The sequence below is a fragment of the Gordonia sp. LMA484 genome, from assembly GCF_058129505.1.
The window spans coordinates 4,967,211-4,988,199 of record NZ_CM176700.1; the positions used below are offsets into that span (position 1 = coordinate 4,967,211).

17 protein-coding genes are annotated in these 20,989 nt (G+C 67.4%); 9 read left to right on the forward strand and 8 right to left on the reverse strand.

The window, feature by feature from the left end; translation table 11 throughout:
* Window positions 1-37 precede the first annotated feature (37 nt).
* The 6 genes from AC4AMJ_RS22020 to AC4AMJ_RS22045 all read left to right on the forward strand — a co-directional run bounded on the left by AC4AMJ_RS22020 (window position 38) and on the right by AC4AMJ_RS22045 (window position 9,015).
* Window positions 38-1,699 carry an FAD-binding dehydrogenase gene (locus AC4AMJ_RS22020; protein ID WP_489914696.1) on the forward strand — a complete coding sequence of 554 codons (1,662 nt, stop codon included), beginning with the start codon at window positions 38-40 and terminating at the stop codon, window positions 1,697-1,699.
* A gap of 53 nt (window positions 1,700-1,752) precedes the next feature.
* Entirely contained in the window at window positions 1,753-2,817 is a 1,065-nt protein-coding gene (locus tag AC4AMJ_RS22025; RefSeq protein ID WP_489914698.1) for a Dyp-type peroxidase, read from the forward strand.
* 43 nt (window positions 2,818-2,860) lie between these two features.
* The gene (locus AC4AMJ_RS22030; RefSeq protein ID WP_489898998.1) at window positions 2,861-3,670 is read left to right on the forward strand and encodes a family 1 encapsulin nanocompartment shell protein; all 810 of its coding nucleotides are present in this window, start codon (window positions 2,861-2,863) and stop codon (window positions 3,668-3,670) included.
* A gap of 623 nt (window positions 3,671-4,293) precedes the next feature.
* Window positions 4,294-6,027, forward strand: a complete 1,734-nt coding sequence (locus AC4AMJ_RS22035; RefSeq protein WP_489914701.1) for an ABC transporter ATP-binding protein — start codon at window positions 4,294-4,296, stop codon at window positions 6,025-6,027.
* On the forward strand, window positions 6,024-7,985 hold the full coding sequence (locus AC4AMJ_RS22040; RefSeq protein ID WP_489914703.1) for an ABC transporter ATP-binding protein: 1,962 nt from the start codon (window positions 6,024-6,026) through the stop codon (window positions 7,983-7,985). The genes AC4AMJ_RS22035 and AC4AMJ_RS22040 overlap by 4 nt, the downstream gene beginning before the upstream one ends.
* Window positions 7,986-8,091: 106 nt before the next feature.
* Complete coding sequence (locus tag AC4AMJ_RS22045; protein ID WP_489914705.1) at window positions 8,092-9,015, forward strand: type IV toxin-antitoxin system AbiEi family antitoxin domain-containing protein; 924 nt, start codon at window positions 8,092-8,094, stop codon at window positions 9,013-9,015.
* A gap of 79 nt (window positions 9,016-9,094) precedes the next feature.
* Here the strand turns inward: AC4AMJ_RS22045 and AC4AMJ_RS22050 are convergent, their stop codons facing one another.
* Complete coding sequence (locus AC4AMJ_RS22050) at window positions 9,095-9,763, reverse strand: hypothetical protein (protein WP_489918489.1); 669 nt, start codon at window positions 9,761-9,763, stop codon at window positions 9,095-9,097.
* A 60-nt stretch (window positions 9,764-9,823) separates the two neighbouring features.
* Between AC4AMJ_RS22050 and AC4AMJ_RS22055 the strand changes: the two genes are divergently transcribed.
* A complete protein-coding gene (locus tag AC4AMJ_RS22055; RefSeq protein ID WP_489914707.1) occupies window positions 9,824-10,396 on the forward strand; it encodes a YdeI/OmpD-associated family protein in 573 nt (190 codons plus the stop codon).
* An 82-nt stretch (window positions 10,397-10,478) separates the two neighbouring features.
* Here AC4AMJ_RS22055 and AC4AMJ_RS22060 read toward each other — a convergent pair.
* From AC4AMJ_RS22060 to AC4AMJ_RS22070, 3 genes are all read right to left on the reverse strand, one after another.
* Window positions 10,479-11,977 (reverse strand): IS3 family transposase gene (locus AC4AMJ_RS22060; protein ID WP_489914387.1). Its coding sequence is split into 2 segments (ribosomal slippage): window positions 10,479-11,593 and window positions 11,593-11,977, totalling 1,500 coding nucleotides; the frame shifts between segments, so codons are not numbered across the junction.
* A gap of 479 nt (window positions 11,978-12,456) precedes the next feature.
* Window positions 12,457-13,527 carry an IS110 family RNA-guided transposase gene (locus tag AC4AMJ_RS22065; protein WP_489914661.1) on the reverse strand — a complete coding sequence of 357 codons (1,071 nt, stop codon included), beginning with the start codon at window positions 13,525-13,527 and terminating at the stop codon, window positions 12,457-12,459.
* Between the two features lie 339 nt (window positions 13,528-13,866).
* Window positions 13,867-14,658, reverse strand: coding sequence for an SDR family oxidoreductase (locus AC4AMJ_RS22070; RefSeq protein ID WP_489914709.1), 792 nt, complete (start codon window positions 14,656-14,658; stop codon window positions 13,867-13,869).
* 172 nt (window positions 14,659-14,830) lie between these two features.
* Between AC4AMJ_RS22070 and AC4AMJ_RS22075 the strand changes: the two genes are divergently transcribed.
* Complete coding sequence (locus AC4AMJ_RS22075; RefSeq protein ID WP_489898992.1) at window positions 14,831-16,009, forward strand: flavin-containing monooxygenase; 1,179 nt, start codon at window positions 14,831-14,833, stop codon at window positions 16,007-16,009.
* On the opposite strand, the gene AC4AMJ_RS22080 is transcribed toward AC4AMJ_RS22075, so the two are convergent.
* The 3 genes from AC4AMJ_RS22080 to rnhA all read right to left on the reverse strand — a co-directional run bounded on the left by AC4AMJ_RS22080 (window position 15,979) and on the right by rnhA (window position 18,571).
* Window positions 15,979-17,049, reverse strand: a complete 1,071-nt coding sequence (locus AC4AMJ_RS22080; protein WP_489914711.1) for a helix-turn-helix transcriptional regulator — start codon at window positions 17,047-17,049, stop codon at window positions 15,979-15,981. The genes AC4AMJ_RS22075 and AC4AMJ_RS22080 overlap by 31 nt on opposite strands.
* Window positions 17,050-17,165: 116 nt before the next feature.
* Window positions 17,166-18,083: a D-isomer specific 2-hydroxyacid dehydrogenase family protein gene (locus AC4AMJ_RS22085; RefSeq protein WP_489898990.1), complete on the reverse strand. Its 918-nt coding sequence runs from the start codon at window positions 18,081-18,083 to the stop codon at window positions 17,166-17,168.
* Window positions 18,080-18,571, reverse strand: coding sequence for a ribonuclease HI (gene rnhA, locus AC4AMJ_RS22090; RefSeq protein ID WP_489900727.1), 492 nt, complete (start codon window positions 18,569-18,571; stop codon window positions 18,080-18,082). Before rnhA ends, AC4AMJ_RS22085 begins: the two co-directional genes overlap by 4 nt.
* Before the next feature lie 126 nt (window positions 18,572-18,697).
* Between rnhA and AC4AMJ_RS22095 the strand changes: the two genes are divergently transcribed.
* Entirely contained in the window at window positions 18,698-19,474 is a 777-nt protein-coding gene (locus AC4AMJ_RS22095) for a methyltransferase domain-containing protein (RefSeq protein WP_489914713.1), read from the forward strand.
* Window positions 19,475-19,713: 239 nt separating this feature from the next.
* On the opposite strand, the gene AC4AMJ_RS22100 is transcribed toward AC4AMJ_RS22095, so the two are convergent.
* Window positions 19,714-20,937, reverse strand: coding sequence for a citrate synthase (locus tag AC4AMJ_RS22100; RefSeq protein ID WP_489914715.1), 1,224 nt, complete (start codon window positions 20,935-20,937; stop codon window positions 19,714-19,716).
* Window positions 20,938-20,989: the final 52 nt, after the last annotated feature.

Here is a 20,989-nt window from a genome sequence, read left to right on the forward strand (position 1 = left end):
ATGGTCGACCTCAACCGAGGATTCGTAGGAGGGTGGCGTGAGCCAGCAACAAGCCGACGCGGTGGTCGTCGGATCGGGTTTGGCGGGACTGGTCGCGACCTACGAACTCACTCGTGCCGGCCGCAAGGTCGTCGTCGTGGATCAGGAGAACCGCAACAACCTGGGCGGCCAGGCGTTCTGGTCGCTCGGTGGCCTGTTCCTAGTCGACAGCCCGGAACAGCGACGCCTCGGCATCAAGGACTCGGCGGAACTGGCACTGCAGGACTGGATGGGATCGGCCGGTTTCGACCGTGAGGACGAGGACTTCTGGCCCCGGCAATGGGCGCGCGCGTATGTGGATTTCGCCGCCACCATCAAACGGCAGTACCTCCACGACCTGGGGCTGCGCATCACACCGATCGTCGGGTGGGCCGAGCGCGGCGGTGGCTTCGCGGACGGCCACGGCAACTCCGTGCCCCGGTTCCATCTGACCTGGGGCACCGGCCCCGAGGTGGTGCGCGTCTTCGTCGAACCGGTGTTGGAGGCGGAGAAGCGAGGCCTGGTGGAGTTCCGGTTCCGTCACCGGGTCGACGAGATCGTCGTCGAGGACGGGGCCGCGGTCGGCGTCCGCGGCAGCGTGCTCGCGCCGACCGATCTCGACCGCGGTGTCGCATCGTCGCGGGAGGTGACCGGTGACTTCGAGATCCGGGCCGGCGCCGTCGTCGTCACCACCGGCGGTATCGGCCACAACCATGATCTGATCCGGGCCAATTGGCCGACGGAGCGCCTGGGTCCGGCCCCGAAGACGATGATCTCCGGTGTCCCCGCCTACGTCGACGGGCGGATGCTCGGCATCGCCGAGGAGGCGGGCGCCAGTCTGGTCAACCGCGACCGGATGTGGCACTACACCGAGGGCATCCACAACTGGGATCCGATCTGGCCCGACCACGCGATCCGCATCATCCCGGGACCGTCGTCGCTGTGGCTGGACGCCAACGGCAATCGCCTGGCGCCGCCGAATTTCCCCGGCTTCGACACCAACGCGACGATGAAGGAGATCCTCGCCACCGGACACGACTACTCGTGGTTCATCCTGACCCAGAGCATCATCGAGAAGGAGTTCGCGCTGTCCGGGTCCGAACAGAACCCCGACATCACCAGCAAGGATCTCAAGTTCGCGGCGAAGAGCCGATTCGCGAAAGGCGCGCCGGGGCCGGTCGACGCGTTCACCAAGCACGGGGTGGACTTCGTTGTGAAGGACAACCTTCCCGAGCTGGTGGCCGGAATGAATGAGATCGCGCGCGGCCCGAAACTGGACCTCCAGCACGTCGAACGGTTGATCTCCGCGCGCGACGCCGAGATCGACAACAAGTTCTCCAAGGACGCGCAGCTGATGGCGATCACCAACGCACGCCAATACCTCGGCGACAAACTCGTGCGCGTCGCCAAGCCGCATCGCCTGCTCGACCCCGCCCACGGGCCGCTGATCGCTGTGCGGCTCAACATCCTGACCCGAAAGACTCTGGGCGGCTTGGAGACCAACCTCGATTCGGAGGTGATGCACCCCGACGGCACCGCGTTCGACGGCCTGTTCGCGGCCGGTGAGGTCGCCGGTTTCGGCGGCGGTGGCGTGCACGGCTACAACGCTCTGGAGGGGACTTTCCTGGGTGGGTGCATCTTCTCCGGTCGTGCCGCGGGTCGGGCCATCGCGCGCAGCTGACGCCGCGGTCGCCGAGTCTCGGGCACCGATCGACCGTCGGTTACAGTGAGTCTGTGCCGGTCCCGCAGACGATCCTCACGCGCAAGACGACATCGGCGCTCTTCCTGGTCCTGACGATCGACGACGGCGGGGAAGACGCTGTCCGCGACCTGTTGTCGGATCTACCGACCCTGACCAGGGCAGTCTCGTCGCGGGCGCCCGAGGCCGCGCTGGCGGCCATCGTCTCGATCGGTTCGCAGGCCTGGGATCGACTGTTCGACGGGCCACGTCCCCGCGCGCTGCGGCCTTTCGTCGTCTACGAGGGCGAGGTGCACACGGCACCGGCCACGCCGGCCGACCTGCTCCTGCACATCAAGGCCGATCGCATGGATCTGTGCTTCGAGGTGGCGAGACTGGCCATGGACGCCCTCGGCGATGCGGTCACGGTCGTCGACGAGGTGCACGGCTTCCGGTACTTCGATCTGCGCGACATCATCGGCTTCGTCGACGGCACCGAGAACCCGATCGGGCAGGCGGCCATCGACGCGATCACCGTCGGCGACGACGACCCCGCATTCGCGGGCGGCAGCTATGTGGCGATCCAGCGTTATGTCACCGACCTCGAATCGTGGAACGGGCTGAGTGTCGCCGAGCAGGAGGACGCGATCGGGCGCACGAAGTTCGACAACGTCGAGATGGACGACGATGTGAAGCCCACGAACTCGCACATCGCCCTGAACGTCGTCGAGGATGCCGACGGCGAGGAGATCGACGTCGTCCGCGACAACATGCCCTACGGTGACGCCTCCGGGTCCGGTGAGCGGGGCACCTTCTACATCGCCTACTCGGCCGGACCCGACGTCACCGAGGAGATGCTGCGCAAGATGTTCATCGGCGACCCGCCCGGCAACTACGACCGGTTGCTCGACTTCACCACCGCGGTCAGTGGCGCGCAGTTCTTCACCCCGACCGTCGACTTCCTCGAGGACCTGCCCGACCCGCCGACGGCGCCCGCCGAGGAGGTCGATGGCGACACCGCTACCTTCCCCGATGATCGAGTAGCCACGAGCGAGCGCAGCGAGCCCGAGGCGTATCGAGATCCCACCGACGGCTCCCTAGGCATCGGCTCTCTGCACTGACTCATCCGATCACGCCCCCCGACCACGACCTCCAGGAGACAGCATGAACAACCTGCATCGCGAACTCGCACCGATCTCCGATTCCGCGTGGGCGGAGATCGAGGAAGAGGCGACTCGTTCGTTCAAACGCAACAGCGCAGCGCGTCGACTCGTCGACGTCAACGGCCCGCTCGGCCTCGAGATCGCCTCGGTGACGCTCGGTCATCGGAGCAAGATCGACCCACCCGCCGACGGCATCATCGCGCACCAGCGGCGCGCACAGCCACTGGTCGAGCTGAGGGTTCCGTTCACCGTCAGCCGCGAGGCCATCGACGACGTCGATCGCGGCGCGCAGGATTCCGACTGGGACCCCGTCCGCGACGCCGCCGCCGAACTCGCCCGCGCGGAGGACCGGGCGATCTTCGAGGGCTACCCCGCCGGCGGGATCACCGGTATCCGCCCCACCGCATCGGTGAAGCCGATCGCCCTGCCCAGTGACGTACGCGACTACGCCGAGGCGTTGTCGCAGGCCACCACCGCCCTGCGGCTGGCCTCGGTCGAGGGCCCGTATTCGCTGGCACTGTCGAAGGACGTCTACACACTCGTCAACGAGACGTCGAACCACGGTGTCCCGATCCGCGATCACCTGCAGCGGCTGTTGGTCGGGGGCGGTGAGATCGTCTGGGCGCCCGCGATCTCGGGTGCGTTCCTGCTGAGCACCCGCGGCGGCGACTTCGAGATGAGCATCGGCCAGGATGTTTCGATCGGCTACGACAGTCACGACGCCGACACCGTGACGCTCTACTTCCAGGAGACCTTCACCTACCTCACCTACACCCCCGAGGCCGTGGTCCCGTTCACCTTCTCCGGGTGAGGCCGGTCCCGCGCCCCGCACCCCTGGCTTGTCGAGCAGTCCGAGGCGCCCCGCACCCCTCGCCCCTCGCCCCTCGCTGGTCGAGTAGTCCCAGCCGCCCCGCGCCCCGCGCCCCTCGCTGGTCGAGTAGTCCCAGCCGCCCCGCACCCCTCTCCCCTCGCTGGTCGAGTAGTCCCAGCCGCCCTGCGCCCCTCGCACCTCGCCCCTCGCTGGTCGAGTAGTCCGAGGCGCTAGCCGAGGACGTATCGAGACCAGGCGACTCGCGAGGTCTCGATACACCCTCGGCTAGCGCCTCGGGTTACTCGACCAGCGAATTGGACACCCACGATGCGGCCACCCCGGGTCACTCGACCAGCGAATTGGACACCCACGATGCGGCCACCCCGGGTCACTCGACCAGCGAATTAGACACCCACGATGCGGCCACCCCGGGTCACTCGACCAGCGAGTTGGACACCCCACACGCGGCCACCCCGGACTACCCGACCAGCGAACTGGACACCCCACACGCGGCCACCCCGAGCCACCCGATCGCCCGACGGGTTACCAGCATGGTCGACGGAACAGAAACACTGTCGCGCACCGTCGGTGCCGGTTGCTAGCGTCTTCTGAGTGATCACCTCATGCTGACCCGACTCATCCGCACCTACCTGTCGGGCTATCGCTCCTACATGGTGGTCGTGGTGGCCCTGCAGGCCGTCGCGACCGCGGCGATGCTGTACCTGCCCACGCTCAACGCCGACATCATCGACAAGGGCGTGGCCGAAGGCGACACCGACTACATCCTGCGCATCGGCGGCTGGATGCTGGTGGTGACCGTCGCCCAGGTGATCTGTACCGTGTCCGCCCAGTATTTCGGCGCCCGCGCGGCGCTCGGTGTGGGCCGAGACATCCGCGGCGACCTGCTGCACCGGGTGAACACCTTCTCCGCCCGCGAGGTCGGCGGTTTCGGCGCGCCGTCGCTGATCACCCGAACCACCAACGATGTGCAGCAGGTGCAGCTGCTGGTGGTGATGAGCACCGCGATCCTGGTGATGGCGCCGATCATGTGTGTCGGCGGCATCGTGATGGGTATCCATGTCGCACCCGGGCTCGCGTGGTTGCTGGCGATCGCGGTACCCGTCCTCGGCATCACCATGTCGCTGATCATCAGCCGCATGATCCCCGGATTCCGGGCCATGCAGGAACGCATCGACTCGGTCAACCGGGTACTGCGCGAACAGATCACCGGCATCCGGGTGGTCCGCGCATTCGTGCGTGAACGGCACGAGATCACGCGCTTCTCCGGCGCCAACGACAACCTCGCCGACGCCACCCTGCGCGTGGGCCGGTTGATGGCGCTGATGTTCCCCCTGGTCATGCTCATCACCAACGTCACCATCGTCGCGATCATCTGGTTCGGCGGGCACGCGGTCGCCGACGGCAGCGTCGAGATCGGCGCCCTGACCGCGATGATGAGCTACGCCATGCAGATCATGATGTCGGTGATGATGGCGTCCTTCCTGGCGATGATGGCGCCGCGCGCCGCGGTCTGCGCCGAGCGGATCTGCGAGGTGCTCGACACCGAGACGTCGGTGGTGCCGCCGTCGTCTCCGATCGGCTTCGCCGGCGATCCCGGCACGGTCGAGTTCCGTGGCGCCGAGTTCCGCTACCCGGGCGCCGACGACCCCGTCCTGCGCGACATCGGTTTCAGGGTCGAACCCGGCACCACAACGGCGATCGTCGGATCGACCGGATCCGGTAAGACCACCGTCCTCGGACTCATCCCCCGGCTCATCGACGCCACCGGCGGTGAGGTCCGCGTCGGCGGAACCGATGTACGACGCCTCGATCCGGACGAACTGCGCTCGGCGATCGGTCTCGTGCCCCAACGCCCGTACCTGTTCTCCGGGACCATCGCCTCCAACATCCGTCACGGCAAGGCCGACGCCACCGACGAGGAGATCTGGGCGGCGTTGCGGATCGCACAGGCCGACGACTTCGTCGCCCGGATGCCCGACGGACTCGAGACCAAGGTCGCCCAGGGCGGCACCACCGTCTCCGGCGGTCAGCGTCAGCGGCTCGCGATCGCGCGCGCACTGATCCGCCGACCCTCGGTCTATCTCTTCGACGACTCGTTCTCCGCTCTCGACCTGTCCACCGACGCCCGCCTGCGAGCCGCACTGCGCCCGGCCACCCGCGAATCGGCGGTCATCGTCGTCGCCCAGCGGGTGTCCACCATCGTCGACGCCGACCAGATCGTCGTCCTCAACCAAGGTCGCGTGGTGGGGCTCGGACGCCACGACGACCTCGTCGGGACCTGCGAGACCTACGCCGAGATCGTCGAATCCCAGCTCGCGATCCAGGAGGCGTCATGACACGGCCCGGTGGCGGTGGCCCGCCGATGATGGCCGGTCCGGCGGAGAAGGCACGCTCGTTCGGGCCGTCGGTGAAACGACTCATCCGTCTGCTGCTCGCCTACCGCGTCTTCACCGTGACCGTCGTCGGTTCGATCGTCGTGTCGGTCATCTTGTCGGCGGTCGCGCCGCGGGTGCTCGGCCATGCCACCGACCTCGTCTTCGACGGCATCATCGGGTCGCAACTGCCCGCCGGTCTCACCAAGGACCAGGCGATCGCCGGAATGCGCGAGCAGGGTCAGAACACCTTCGCCGACATGGTCAGCTCGATGGACGTCACCCCCGGCGTGGGCGTCGACTTCACCGCCGTGGGCCGGGTGCTGCTGATCGTGCTGGTCCTCTACGTGCTGTCGTCGGCGCTGGCGTGGCTGTCGGCGTATCTGCTGAACATCGTGGTCGTCGGCACCATCCGACGCCTGCGCGCCGACGTCGAGGCCAAAGTCCACCGCCTACCGCTGAGCTACTACGACGCCTCCGCCCGCGGCGACCTGCTCAGCCGCGTCACCAACGACCTCGACAATCTGTCGCAGAGCCTGCAGCAGACCATCGCTCAGTTCCTCAACTCGGTGCTGATGGTGATCGCGCTGCTGGTGATGATGATCTGGATCTCCCCGCTGCTCGCGCTCATCGCGATCCTCACCGTGCCGTGCGCGTTCATCGCGACCGCGCAGATCGCCAAACGGTCCAAGCCGCATTTCATGGCGCAGTGGGCGTCGACCGGTGCGCTCAACGCGCAGGTCGAGGAGGCGTTCACCGGACACGAACTGGTGAAGGCGTTCGGTCGGCAGGCCGAGATCGAGGCGACGTTCGACGAGCGCAACCAGAAGCTCTACGAATCGAGTTGGCGCGCCCAGTTCATCTCCGGGATCATCATGCCGACCATCATGTTCCTGGGAAACCTGAACTATGTGGCGGTCGCGGTCGTCGGCGGACTGCGGGTGGCGTCGGGTTCGCTGAGCCTCGGCGAGGTGCAGGCCTTCATCCAGTACTCGCGGCAGTTCACCCAGCCGCTCACCCAGATCGGGTCGATGTTCAACCTGATGCAGAGCGGCGTGGCGTCGGCGGAACGGATCTTCGATGTCCTCGACGCCGAGGAGGAGACGCCCGACCCGTCGACCCCCGACACCCCGTCGCACGATCACGGACTCATCGCATTCGAAGACGTGTCGTTCCGGTACGTCGAGGAGCGGCCACTCATCGAGAACCTATCGCTGGTGGCCCAACCCGGCCACATGGTGGCGATCGTGGGACCCACCGGCGCCGGCAAGACGACGCTGGTGAACCTCATCATGCGGTTCTACGACGTCGACGACGGCACGATCCGTGTCGACGGCGTCGACTCGCGCCGAATGACCCGCGACGACCTGCGCGAACGGACCGGCATGGTCTTGCAGGACTCATGGCTGTTCGGCGGGACGATCTACGAGAACATCCACTACGGTGACCCGACCGCGACACGAGCCGAGGTCATCGAGGCCGCCGAACTCAGTCACGTCGACCACTTCGTGCGGACGCTGCCCGACGGGTACGACACGGTTCTGGACGAAGAGGGCGGCGGTGTCAGCGCCGGTGAACGGCAGCTGATCACGATCGCCCGCGCCTTCCTGGCCAAGCCCACGATCCTGATTCTCGACGAGGCGACGAGTTCGGTGGACACCCGCACCGAGCTGCTCATCCAGCAGGCGATGGCGAACCTCCGTACCGACCGCACGAGTTTCGTGATCGCCCACCGGCTCTCGACTGTCCGCGACGCCGACGTCATCGTGGTGATGGAAGACGGCCGGATCGTCGAGCAGGGCAGCCACGACGAACTCCTCGCCGCCCGCGGCGCCTACTGCCGGCTCTACAACAGCCAGTTCGCCGGGCCGGCCGACACCGAGGTCACCGAAGTCAGCGAAGTCGGCGAACCGGTGCGGTAATACACGCAGAACTCCCACACCCACGCAAGGCATCGCGTGTTTGTGGGAGTTTTGGGTGTTCGAAGGTTCGGCGGAGCCGATTGGCGCTGCGCGACGTCCAAGACCCATGGACAACTTCCCCACCAACGACCACGGCCTCATCCTCCGCCGCGACGCGCTCGATCGCGGATTCACCGACAATCACCTCGCACGCGCGACTCGTGCCGGCACCATCAGGCGTATCTGGCCGGGAGCCTTTGTGCCGGCAACATCTATCCCCACCAAGCCCGAAGACCTGCACCGCCTCCGATCGCTCGCTGCCGTCGAATTGAGCGAAGGCGGGTTCGCCTTGAGCCACGAGTCCGCAGCGCTCCAGCACGGCTTGTCGCTCCTCCACCCGCGCCTGGAGCGGGTGCACTTCGCCACCGGGGCGCACACGGGTGGCCGGATCGAAAAGCACCGGCACCTTCATTCCGGTCCGCTCGACACACGCGACATCACCGCGATCGGCGATCTCACGGTCACCTCGCTCGAACGAACTGTCATCGACGTCGCCTGCAGCAACGGCTTCGCCCAGGCCCTGGCGGTGCTGGACTCGGGGCTTCGCCGTGGCGCCGACGCCGAGGTACTCGCGGATCTCTTGGCGGATCGACGGCGCGGCGTCACACACGCACGTCGGGCCCTGTCGTTCGCCGACCCCGGCGCCGAGAACGCGGGCGAGTCCTGGGGCCGAGCCCAGATGATCAACGCCGGGTTGCCGGTCCCACGGCTGCAGCACGAGTTCTACGACCCCTACCGGATCTTCATCGCGCGCACCGATTACGACTGGATGGGCAAGCTCGTCGGCGAGTTCGACGGGATGACGAAATACCAGAAGCATCTGAGAGACGGTGACAGTCCGTTCGACGTGATGCAGCGCGAAAAGGCGCGCGAGGATGCACTGCGCCGGCTGGGTATCCAGGTAGTCCGGTGGATCTGGGACGATCTGCGCCACGGGCGGGTCGTCCCGATGGTCCGTGGATGGCTTGAGCGACTGGGCATCACGGCCTGAACACGCAGAACTCCCACACCCACGCAATGCATCGCGTGTTTGTGGGAGGTGTGCGTGTTCGAACCGGGAACACGAACGCTCAGCCCTCGCGGCCCGGCTCCAATGCGGCCGCGATCCGGCCCTCGAGCTGCTCGCTGGCAGCCGGTGGTACCACGATGAGGCCTTCGAGTTCGTCGCGCGCCTTGCGGTAGGCGGCCTGCCGTTCGGCGGGTGTGGCCGCCGAATCCGCCGCCACCGCCACCAACCGACGCGCCCGCTCGAGACGTTCCCGCTCGATCGGTGAGAAGTCGGCCTGCTTGCGACGACGGGCCTCCCGTTCGGCGGCGTCGAAGGCGGTCGCGAACTCGCCGACGGCATCGCGGTATTCGGAGAACACGGCCGGATCGAGCAGTTCGTCGGGGTTGTCGGGCCGGAGATCGTCGGCCCGCACCTTGGCGCGGTGAAAGGTCAGTGTCAGCGGCTCACGAAGGTCGGTCATCATCGGGAACTGGATGAGGGTGGCCAGGTCGAGTTCGTAGCCGAACCAGCGCGCGTTTACGTCATCATGGCGTGCCAGCGCCTTGGCTATCGCGGTCCGGCTCGTCTGGGTGATGCGTAGCTGTTCGGTCTTGGCGGATGCGCGGATGCGTTCGAGCTCGATCTTGTCGCGACGCCGTTTCTCGTTATAGCTCGCAATCCGGGCACCCCAGCCCCCGACGATGCCGCCGATCGGGAAGATCAGCCACCAGAAATCGCCGATAGAGCCCATGAAACCGCCCACATCTCAACTGTACCGAGACCGACCACCTCGACGGCTACTCTCATTCAGGTGGCCGACCCGAGCGCCGAACATCTGCACCCCGTTTCCCTCGACGAGTGGCACGACTGGCTCCGCAACCACCACGACAGATCCGACGGCGTGTGGTTCGTCTTCTGGCGCAAGGAGTCCGGCAACGCGCCTCTCGACTACGACGAGGTCGTGCGAGAAGCACTGTGCTGGGGCTGGGTCGATGGTCACACCCGCACCATCGACGACGAGCGCCGCGGCATGTGGTTCACCCGTCGAGGACGCAACAGCGCGTGGGCCGCGTCGAACAAGGCACGCGTCGCCGATCTGCTCGCCGAGGGACGGATGCAGCCGGCCGGTCAGGCCATCATCGACGACGCCAAGGCCCGTGGCCTCTGGAATCTGCTCGACGACGCGGAGGCGCTGATCGAATCGCCCGAACTCGCCGCCGCGCTGGACGCCGACCCGCAGGCCCGGGCGAATTGGGATGCCTTCCCGCCGAGCGCTCGCAAGTTCGGGTTGAGTCAGATCGCCTTCGCCAAGCAGCCGGCGACGAAGACCAGACGGATTGCGACCATCGTCGAAAAGGCCGCCCGCAACGAACGGCCTTCGTGATCGACGAAGCCACCCTTCACCCCGGTCCCTGAGGAGCCTCCGAGGATGCGGAACTTGTCAAGGGGTTTGAGGCCAGTGGGTGTTAGGCGACTGTCGGTTTTTGCTCCTCTTGGGGTTTGTTGATCCAGGCTGCCTCGGGCAGTGCGAGGATCTTCGGGGCGGGATCGCTGGGTCCGAAGCGTTCGGGGTGGGCGCGGTGGGCCGCGGCGAGAGTGCGGGTGCGTTCGGCGGCGATGGTGGCGGCGTGGCCGTAGTGCACATCGGCGGGTGTGTGCAGGCCGATGCCGCTGTGGCGGTGGGTGTGGTTGTACCAGTCGGTGAAGGTGGCCATGAACTCGCGGGCCTGTTGGATGGACCCGAACCGGGTGGGGAACACCGGCGCGTATTTCAGTGTCTTGAACCAGGATTCGCTGTACGGGTTGTCGTTGGAGACGTGTGGGCGTGAATGTGAGCGGGTCACCGACAGGTCGGCGAGCAGTTCGGTGACGGTCTTCGAGGTCATCGAGGTCCCCCGATCGGCGTGTACGACCTCGGGGATGCCGTGGACCCCGAACACCTCACGCATCATGGCGGTGGCCAGCGGCCCGGATTCGCGGGTCTGCACGTGTACCCCGACGATGTAGCGCGAGTAGATGTCGATCATCACGTACGCCTCGTAGTACACCCCCCGCTGCGGGCCGGCGAGTTTGGTGATGTCCCAGGTGTAGACCTGGCGGGGGCCGGTGGCCACCAACTCCGGTATCGCGGTGGCGCGATGGGTGGCCTGTCGGCGACGCTCCCGGACCTGGTCGTGGGCGCCCAGGATGCGATACATCGTGGAGATCGAACACAGGTAGCAGTCCTCATCGAGCAACGTGGCGTACACCTGGGCCGGTGCGCAATCCACGAACCGGTCACTGGCGAGCACCGCCAGCACCTGGTCACGTTCGCTCTGGTCGAGCTTGTTGGCCGGCTCCACCCGCGCCGCAGCAGCGCGCCGGCCAGTCGCCGGGGTCCGGGCACCACCGTCACCTTCGGCCTCAGCGATCTCGGTGGCGGTGCGTCGTGCCATGGTGGCCCGCGACATCCCGGTCAGCAGCGCCGCGGTGCGCTGGGGGGTTCCGGCCGCGGTCAACGCCGTAAACGTCGTCATCAACGCTGTCCGCGCGGGTCCTCGGAATCCGCGCTCTTGGAGATCTGCTCCAAGAGCGCGTGTGCTTTTCCCATGATCTCCAGCGCGGTTTGGGTTGTTTCCAACCTGCTGGTGGCCTGAGCCAGTTCCTTTTTCAACCGGGCGATCTCAGCCTGCTCGGCGCTCAACCCCGACCGGGGCACCCGACCGGCCGCGGCCTCATCGGCGTGCAGGACACCACCATCACGCAACCGACGCCACTCACTCATAAACGACGAATACAAGCCCTCACGCCGCAGATAGGCGCCGCCCTCACCGGTCTCACACGCCTTCTCATAGGCCGCGAGGTACCTCAACTTGTCCTCGGCGGTGAAACTGCGGCGCCGCCGCGGCCCCTGACCACCAGTGTGCTGCTCACTACCACTGTCCATCACCCCATTATCGGAGCTACTGACACTCACAACAGACATCGATACTCATCCTGATCTCGCCCTGCCAAACGGGGGGGGTGCTACGACGCGCTGGTCTCAACTCACCCTGACAGACAGGGATGCGTCAACCCCCCGGCCCCTGAGGAGCCTCCGAGCCTGCGAGGATGCGTCACCCCCGCTCCCTGAGGAGCCTCCGAGCCTGCGAGGATGCGTCCCCCCGATCCCTGAGGAGCCTCCGAGCCTGCGAGGATGCGTCACCCCCGCTCCCTGAGGAGCCTCCGAGCCTGCGAGGATGCGTCCCCCCGATCCCTGAGGAGCCTCCGAGCCTGCGAGGATGCGTCACGAAGGGCCCTTCGTGACGGTCCTCCGCTAGCGCTCCGGGCCTCCTCAGGGACCGGTAGAACTCGTCTCCACCAGCGCCGAAGGCCCCCACCCGGCCCCTGAGGAGCCTCCGAGCCTGCGAGGATGCGTCACCCCGGTCCCTGAGGAGCCTCCGAGCCTGCGAGGATGCGACGGTCCTATAGTTTGTCAAGCCGTGCGAGGTCTTTTTTGAGGGCGTGGAACACTTCTCGGGCGATGTAGCGTTTCTGGCATCGGATGATGTCTTTGTGGGTGAGTTTTTCCTGTTCGCGGCGTTCGCGGTAGGCCCGTGAGGGCTGGTGGTGTTTGAGGCGTCCGACCGCGATCATGTGCAGGGCACTGTTGGCTTGGCGGTCACCGCCCTTGTTGATGCGGTGCCGGTTGGTTTTGCCTGAGGAGGCCGGTAGCGGGGCCACGCCACAGAGTTTGGCGAAGCTGGCTTCGCTGTGCATCCGGTCGACGTTTTCGCCCGCGGTGACCAGCAGTTGTGCCGTGCAGACCGTACCGATCTGGGGTGCAGCGATCAGCGTGGGCGCCGCGGTGGTCACCAGCCTGCGCAGGTGGCGGTCCAGCGCGGCGATCTCGGTGTCGAGCTCGCGGTGGCGACGTACCAGCGACTGGGCGGCACAGACGAACGCGGTGCCCGGATCGGCCATCTGAGTCGCGTCGGGTTCGGGCAGCGACTCGATCAGCGCCATCCGGCGGGCTTTGCTCAGCCCGCGCAACCGATCAGCCATCACCGCCGGCGCGGTGGTGCACAGATCGCGCAGTTGGTTGGTGATGGTGGTACGTGAATGGACTGCGGACTTGCGGGTCAGGTGCAGCATGCGGATCGACTCGACGATGCCGGTGGTGTCTTTGGCCGCGGCGCTGGCCCGACCCGAGAGCACCGCGCGGGCCGCGTTGTAGGCATCGATCGCATCGGATTTGCCGTCGCGGTGGCGCACCGCCTCATCCGGGGCGTTGACCTCGATGACCTCGACACCGGCCGCACGCGCCGCCCGAGTCAACCCGGCCCCATAGGAGGCGCTGGACTCGATGCCGGCCGCCTCGATCCGACCGAACCCACCAGCCCACCGCAGCAACTGCTGATAGCCCTGCGCGGTGGCCGCGAACGGCTGATCGGCCACCGCCTGGCCGGTAGCGGCGCCAACCACCGCAGCATGATGGGTGTGCTGATGAGTATCGACGCCGAGAACTATTTGCATGTCAGGCGTAATCACAGTCATGGTGGGAATGTCTCCTTCACTCAACGTGATGGATGACCTCGCCGGGGCGGGTGGACAGGACAGTGAAGAGCCACGACTCGCAGTGGTCGGGCAAGGTCCTTATCAGGTCACACCCGCCCCGGTTCCTAGCAAGGTCTCCAGTTGTTCACGAGCAGCCGAACAGACATCCCTGATGCCGACAAGTCGCTGTCAAAGACCAACCCATCCAACCGATGAGAAGTCAGTCACGAAGAAGGTCAGACCCCAACGACGCCTCCTCGACTACCCACCATCATCCTCACTGTCACGAAGGGCCGAATTCTTAAGGGACCAGGGACCAGGGACCCGGGGCGCGAAAACCTACAGGTCCGGGATCGGCAGATCCAGGTTGGGCGCGATGATGCCGCCGTCGATCTCGAGGATCTTGCCGGTGACGTAGGAGCCGGCGGGCGAAGCCAGGTAGAGCGCCGCGGCCGCGATGTCCTCGGGATCGCCGAGGCGATGTAGCGGGGTCGCGGTTTCCACCTCCGTGCGCATGCCCTCGTCGGCGGCGACGACGTCGAGCGCCGAGGTGCGGATCGCTCCCGGCGCGATGCCGTTGACCCGAATCTTCGGGTTGAGGTCCATCGCGGCGAGGCGCGTGTACTGGGCGAGGGCACCCTTGGCGGTTCCGTAGGCCGCATACGCGCGACCCGGCGTGCGACCGACGGCCGAGGTGACGTTGATGACCGCTCCGCCATCCTTGCTGGCGAGTAGGTGCGGCACCGCGGCCACGATCAGCGCGTGCGCGTTCGTCACGTTGAAGTCGAAGGCCTGTGTCAGGTGCTTGGGTTTGGTGTCCATCAGGGGTCGGGGCAGCGCGCCGCCGACGTTGTTGACGACGATGTCGAGCCGACCGAACTCGTCGACGGCCGTCTGGGCGAGCCCGGCGACGGCGTCGAGATCACTGAGGTCGGCGACCACCACCTTGGCCCGACGACCCGCCTCGCGGACGCGGGCCGCGACCTTGTCGAGTTCGTCCTCACTGCGCGCGGAGATCACCACGTCGGCCCCGGCCTCGGCGAAGGCGACCGCAATGGCCGCCCCCAGTCCACGTCCGGCGCCCGTGACGATCGCCACCTTGTCATCGATACGAAATCTGTCCAGGATCACGCCTGCCAGAATGCCATCGATTCGACCAAAACTGAAACATGTTCTAGTTGCTTGGTTCGAGCCGGCGCACTGCACCCCTCGTCCACACCCCCCGTCTGGGGGATGGTCACCCCCGGGACCTGCGACGAGACTGGGGTATGGGTCCATCAAACGGACCGCGGAGGTGAGAATCATGGATGAGGTACTCGTGATCGGCAGCGGGCCATCCGGGTTGGCCACCGGCGCCGAACTGGTGAAGCGCGGCGTCCCGGTGACCGTGCTGGAACGCGGTGAGCGGACCGGGGCCGCCTGGGCGGGCCGATATGACGGTCTTCGGTTCAACACGAGCCGATGGTGGTCGGCGCTGCCCGGCTCCCCGTTCCCCCGTTCCTACGGCTGGTTTCCGACCCGCGACCAGTACGTCGACTACCTCGACGGTTACGCCGCCGCCCGACATGTCCCGGTGCGGCATGGCGTCGGAGTGCAGCGCCTGGACCCGAGCCCGGGCGGCGGCTGGGACGTCACCACCGACGACGGGACGGTCCACGCGCCTCACGTCGTGGTGGCCACCGGCATCTTCAACGTGCCCTCGCTCCCGGCGTGGGCGACCGGTCCGCACACCCCGGCCAGGGTCGTGCACTCTGCCGCGTACCGCAATGCCGCACCGTACCGAGGGGATCGGGTCCTCGTCGTCGGCGCGGGATCGACGGGGATGGAGATCGCGCGAGAGCTGGCCGACGAAGGTGCCGCCGAGGTGCTGCTGTCGGTTCGGACGCCGCCGAACATCTTGCTGCGGAGCAGCGCCGGTATACCCGGCGACCTTCCCGTGCCGATCCTCGTCCGGATGCCGACCCGCTCGGTCGACACCTTGCTGGCCCGAATCCAGCGCGCGACCGTCGGAGACCTCTCCGCATACGGCCTCGGTACACCGCCGGCCGGGGTGTTCGCGCAGCTGCTCGAACGCGGCGCCGGCACCGCCATCGTCGACAAAGAGGTGATCGACGCCATCCGCAGCGGTGCGATCCACGTCGTGGCCGCGGTGGATCGACTGGACGAGCGCGGCGCCCACCTCGGCGACGGCTCACACGTCGACGTCGACACCGTGATCGCCGCGACCGGCTACACCAGCGGCCTACCCACCCTCGCCGGGCACCTGGGCGTCCTCGACGATCGCGGTCTGCCGCGCGTCGTCGACGGCGGTGAGGCGCGGCCCGGACTGCGCTTCGTCGGCTACGTCCTGCGCCCCGGACTCACCGGCTACACCGGCAAGCTCGCCCGACAAGCCGCCCGTGGAATCGCTGCCGCCGGAGCCACCCCGACACCCCTCGCGTCCCGAACCGATCAGCCCGACGCCGAGTGCACCGGCGGTTGATGCTGGAGCCGGGCCAGCAGCTCTGGCCGGCTGCCCACCCCAAGCTTGGCGAACACCGACTTCACATGCCCGCGCAGCGTCTCCGGCGTGATCCACAGTTCACGGGCGATGTCGGTGGTGTCCATCCCGGTCAGCAACAACTGGGTGACCTCGCGCTCTCGCGGCGTCAACTCATGTAGCCGGAGCAGAACGGGTGCGACGTCGGCGCGGCGTGCCGGTTCCAGCACGACCGCCGTGCTGACGCTGTCGAGGCGCAGCCCGCGCACGAGCAACCATTCACCGGAGACAGCGCGGGCCCGAGCGACCGCCGGCGGCCCGACGCGCTCGCCATCGGCGAGGGCGCGTGCCTGGGCGGCCACCTCGTGCACCACGATCGAGGCATCGAGCCGGGAGGACTCGATGGGGCCCAGCCAGTCACGTGCACGCTGCGTCGCGGTCCGGACCCGACCGTCGTCGTCCAGGACGATCATCGCGGGCGGACCATCCGTCCGCAGGGTATCCACCTGATGCACCAGCAGACCGGCCCGAAGACCGTGCGCGACATGCGCCGACAGCCGGGCCACCAGCTCGACCTCGCGGCGGGTGAACCAGGGATCGTCGGCGGTTCTGGTCAAGCAGGCGTGCCCCCAGGTGACCTGGCCCGCCCGGAACACCGCCCGCAGCTCATCGCCGAAGCCGCCCGGCTGGTAGATCCGGGTCCAGCGGGCGCTGCGGTCGAGGTGTCCACCGGTCGCCGCGCTCAACGCCGCCGCCGTTTCCGAACCCCGGGCGATGTCGACGAACTTGGTGAAGTCCGGGACGGTGAGTTCGAGCTCGATGAGCGCGAGGTGCGCGTCCCTCGGCACGCCCTCTTCGTAGACCCCGGTGATGAGGAGCGTGTCCGGGTCGACGAGCAGCCAACCGGCCACCGCATACGGAATGTGCCGGCGCACGGCGTGTGCTACGTGTTCGAGGAGGATGAGCGGCTCCTCGGCACGAGCACAGATCCGGGCGACCTGCTCGAGCAGCCGGTCGTCATCCGCACCTGTGTGGCTGACCATGGTCATTCCATGATGGACCCCGCCGGGTGCCGATCGCATCACCGCGGCACCGCGAGAGCAGCTCACTGCTGTCCGATCAGATCGCAACACCCTAGGCGCCGATCACTGCCTCGGGTCTAGTAATCGCGCCCCGGCGTCACCCGCGACAGCAGGTCGTCCCCGGCCAGATACCGCCGGATGTTCTCGGCCATCCACGGCGCCATCGTGCGGGTCAGCCCCGACGACGGGTTCGCGACGTGCGGAGTGATGATCACGTTGTCCATCGACCACAGCGGATCGTCGGCAGCGGGTGGTTCGGGATCGGTGACGTCGAGCGCGGCGCCCGCGATCTGCCCGTCGCGCAGTGCGCTCACCAGCGCCTCCTGATCGACCAGCGGTCCACGCGCGACGTTGACCACCCAGGCGTGCGACGGCAGCGCGGCCAACGTGCGGGCGTTGATCATGTGCCGGGTCTCGGCGGTGGCCGGTGCGGCGAGCACCACGTGGTCGGTCTGGGCCCACATCTCGTCGGTTCGCTCGGCGGGCAGCGTCAACGACGCCCCCTCGACGGGCCGCCCCGATCGGTTGACCGCGATGACCTGCGCACCGCATGCGCGCAGTCGCGGGATCAGTGATGCGGCGATGCCGCCGGCGCCGACGATCGCCACGGTCGAACCGTGCAACGATCGGACCGCGGTGTCGATCGGCTGCTTGTCCCAGTGCCGCAACACGGCCGTGTTGATCTGGCGCAGCCCGGCCAGCAGGAGGCCCAACGCATGCTCGGCGACGTTCTCGGCGTAGAAGCCCGACGCGTTGGTCCAGATCCGCCGGTCGTCGATCAGGCCTGCCCCGACGTACTCTTCGATTCCCGCGGTCTTCAGCGCCACCCATTCGACCTGATCAGGGACCTGCGGAAACTCGGCGACCACACCGATCCAGACCAGGACGCGGGCCTCGTCGAGACCGACGACCCGGGCACCCGCGGCCTCGACGGCGGCGACCAGGTGCTCGTCGCGGTTCGGCTCGATCGCAACCGGCAGCGGACCCGCGGTCATCGGCGCGTCCCGGCGATCTCTCGTGCGGCGGTGGTCGCGAGCTCGTCGGCGATCTCGTTGTAGTGGTCGCCGGCGTGACCCTTGACCCATTTCCAGGTCACCTCGTGCCGCTTCTCCTCCTCGATCAGCCGCCGCCAGAGGTCGGCGTTCTTGACCGGCTTCTTGTCCGAGGTCTTCCAGCCGTTGCGCTGCCATCCGGCGACCCATTTCATGATGCCGTTGCGGACATAGCTCGAATCGGTGTAGAGCACCACCGTCGACGGTTTCGTCAGCGCGGCCAGTCCCTCGATCGCGCCGGTCAGTTCCATCTTGTTGTTGGTGGTGTCGGGGTCGGCCCCCGAGATGCGCTTCTCGTGACGTCCGAACCGCAGTACCGCTCCCCAACCGCCCGGCCCCGGGTTACCCAGGCACGCACCATCGGTCGAGATCTCCACGACGTCGGTGGCGGTCGTCGAGCCGGGATCAGCGATGTCGGCGTCTGGGGCGATCTGAGGGTCGAAGGCAGCGTCGGTCACGCAAGGAAGGTTACTGCAACCCCCTCGGCGCCCATGCCGAGTACTTTCGACGCCTTACGACCCTCCGGAAATCGCTGCGACCGCACTACTGTAGGAGCTATGCAGACCTGGGATCCGGACCGTTACCTGCAATTCGCCGACGCCCGTGCCCGCCCGTACATCGACCTCATCGCACAGGTGCCGACGGCGCCCAACCTGATCGTCGACCTCGGCTGCGGCCCCGGCCACCTCACCCGACATCTTCGTGCGCTCTGGCCGGAGGCGACGGTCCTCGGGATCGATTCGTCGCCGACGATGATCGATCAGGCCATTCGCGACAACACCGACCCGCACGCCAACTATGACTTCGCCGATGTGACGACCTGGGCGCCCAACCAACCCGTCGACCTCATCGTCTCCAGCGCGATGTTCCAGTGGGTCCCCGAACAATTCTCGGTCATCGACCGCTTGCTCGGCCATCTCAACGACGGCGGTGTGTTCGCGCTGCAGGTACCGGACAACCGCGACGCTCCGACACACCAGACGCTCATGGAGCTCTCCGACGACCCACGCTTCGCCGACGCACTCGCCGGTGTCCGCCACGTTCCCCGCTTCGACGCGAGGGACTATCTGTCGTTCTTCTCCGAACGCGGATTCACCACCAATGCCTGGTCCACCACGTATCTGCATGTGCTGCAAGGCCACGATCCGGTCTACGACTGGATCTCCGGGACCGCGGCACGCCCGTTCTTCCTGGCACTCGAGAACGACGGCGATGCGCTCGAGGCCTTCACCGCCGAGCTCAAACAACGGCTGCGCGACGCCTACCCACCCGAGCCGTCGGGCGTGACGGTGTTGCCGTTCCGGCGGACGTTTGCCGTCGCCACGCCGTTCTGAGCGGTGGCGCCCTTCGTGACGCATCCTCGCACGCTCGGAGGCTCCTCAGGGACCGAAGGAAACGCTGCCCCCGATCACTGAGGAGCCTCGCGAGGAACGAGCGAAGCGTCCACCCCCCCGATCCCTGAGGAGCCTCGCGAGGAACGAGCGAAGCGTCCGCCCCCCGATCCCTGAGGAGCCTCGCGAGGAACGAGCGACGCGTCACGAAGGGTCCGCCGACACCCCGCACACCCGGCCACTCACCGGGTACCCGGCCGGACCCCCGTGTAGACGCCTTCCGGCCGGAATCGGAGTTGCCGCTCGCCGTACTCCTCGAGTGCATGCGCGGTCCAGCCCGCCATCCGGGCGATCGCGAAGATCGTTTCCGCAGCGTCGGGCCGCATCCGGTGGCGCAGCGCCAGGGCGGCGAGCGCGAAGTCTGAGTTGACGAAGGTCGAGTTCGGCACCTGCCGGCGGATCTCGTCGACGACGCCCACGACGCGGCGATCACCGCCGCCTGATGATCGCAGCAGCTCCAGGAGCACTTCTGCCCGCGGATCGTGCCGCTGGTACACCACGTGGCCGGTCCCCGGGATCGCATTTCCCAGATAGAGCTGCTCGGCGATGGCGGCGCGGGGATCGTCGAGTGCACCCGCGAGCAGGCGGTAGGCCAGAGTGGTGGCGCCACCGTGCACCGGACCGTCGAACGCACCCAGGCCGGCGACGAGCACCGCGTAGATGCTCCCGCGGGCGCTCGCGGCCACCCGCGCGGCCACGGTCCCGGCCGCCAGATCGTGATCGGCGAGCGCGACCAGCGCGGCGTTGAGGAGAGCCACCTTGCGCGGCGTCGGCGGTTCGTCGGTCAGGCACGGCCACAGACGCTCGGCGATCGTCCCCGACCGAGCTCCGCCGCCACCCAGCACATCGACACAGCCCCTGATGATCCGCGCAGCGGTCGCCGCGACCGCACCCGGCTCCCGCTGATGTCGACCCGGATCCCGGGCCCCGAGAGCATCCACGGTCAGACGGATCAGATCGAGTCCGCGCGCCGACCGGCCGGCGACACCTCGAATCGCCGCCCGCAGCGATGCCTCGATCGGCGCCGAATCCCACGACACGTCGTTGTCCCACAACAGGTTCGCCACATCTTCGAACGTGCGCCGACGGGCCAGCTCGCCGACGTCACGTCCGCGGTAGTACAGGCGGTCGTCCTGTAACAGCGTCAGCCGTGTGTGAATGCGCTCGACGACCCCGGCCGGGGCTCGTCTGGTCCGGTCGGAGACGAAGGACTCGACGTCGTCGACGGCGAACACACTCCCGTCCACTCCGTCGATCCGCACGCTCGTCATCCGCCCGCGACTCACGTAGGCGTACACGGTCGCGACCTTGACACCGAGCATCCGCGCGACCTGTTCGGTGGTCAGGTAATCGCGTCCGTCGTGATGGATCGGCTTCGGGAACCGCCGGGTGTGCACACGCTCCATACATTGATGAAATCAACATTGACGCCATTGATCAATACGACGCATCGTGGAG

Bases quoted from the DNA above. Each gene is read 5' to 3' on its own strand.
- AC4AMJ_RS22030 (WP_489898998.1), top strand. From the start codon at position 2,861: ATGAACAACCTGCATCGCGAACTCGCACCGATCTCCGATTCCGCGTGG.
- AC4AMJ_RS22035 (WP_489914701.1), top strand. From the start codon at position 4,294: ATGCTGACCCGACTCATCCGCACCTACCTGTCGGGCTATCGCTCCTAC.
- AC4AMJ_RS22040 (WP_489914703.1), top strand. From the start codon at position 6,024: ATGACACGGCCCGGTGGCGGTGGCCCGCCGATGATGGCCGGTCCGGCG.
- AC4AMJ_RS22045 (WP_489914705.1), top strand. From the start codon at position 8,092: ATGGACAACTTCCCCACCAACGACCACGGCCTCATCCTCCGCCGCGAC.
- AC4AMJ_RS22050 (WP_489918489.1), bottom strand. From the start codon at position 9,763: ATGGGCTCTATCGGCGATTTCTGGTGGCTGATCTTCCCGATCGGCGGC.
- AC4AMJ_RS22065 (WP_489914661.1), bottom strand. From the start codon at position 13,527: ATGACTGTGATTACGCCTGACATGCAAATAGTTCTCGGCGTCGATACT.
- AC4AMJ_RS22075 (WP_489898992.1), top strand. From the start codon at position 14,831: ATGGATGAGGTACTCGTGATCGGCAGCGGGCCATCCGGGTTGGCCACC.
- AC4AMJ_RS22080 (WP_489914711.1), bottom strand. From the start codon at position 17,049: ATGGTCAGCCACACAGGTGCGGATGACGACCGGCTGCTCGAGCAGGTC.
- AC4AMJ_RS22085 (WP_489898990.1), bottom strand. From the start codon at position 18,083: ATGACCGCGGGTCCGCTGCCGGTTGCGATCGAGCCGAACCGCGACGAG.
- AC4AMJ_RS22095 (WP_489914713.1), top strand. From the start codon at position 18,698: ATGCAGACCTGGGATCCGGACCGTTACCTGCAATTCGCCGACGCCCGT.
- AC4AMJ_RS22100 (WP_489914715.1), bottom strand. From the start codon at position 20,937: ATGGAGCGTGTGCACACCCGGCGGTTCCCGAAGCCGATCCATCACGAC.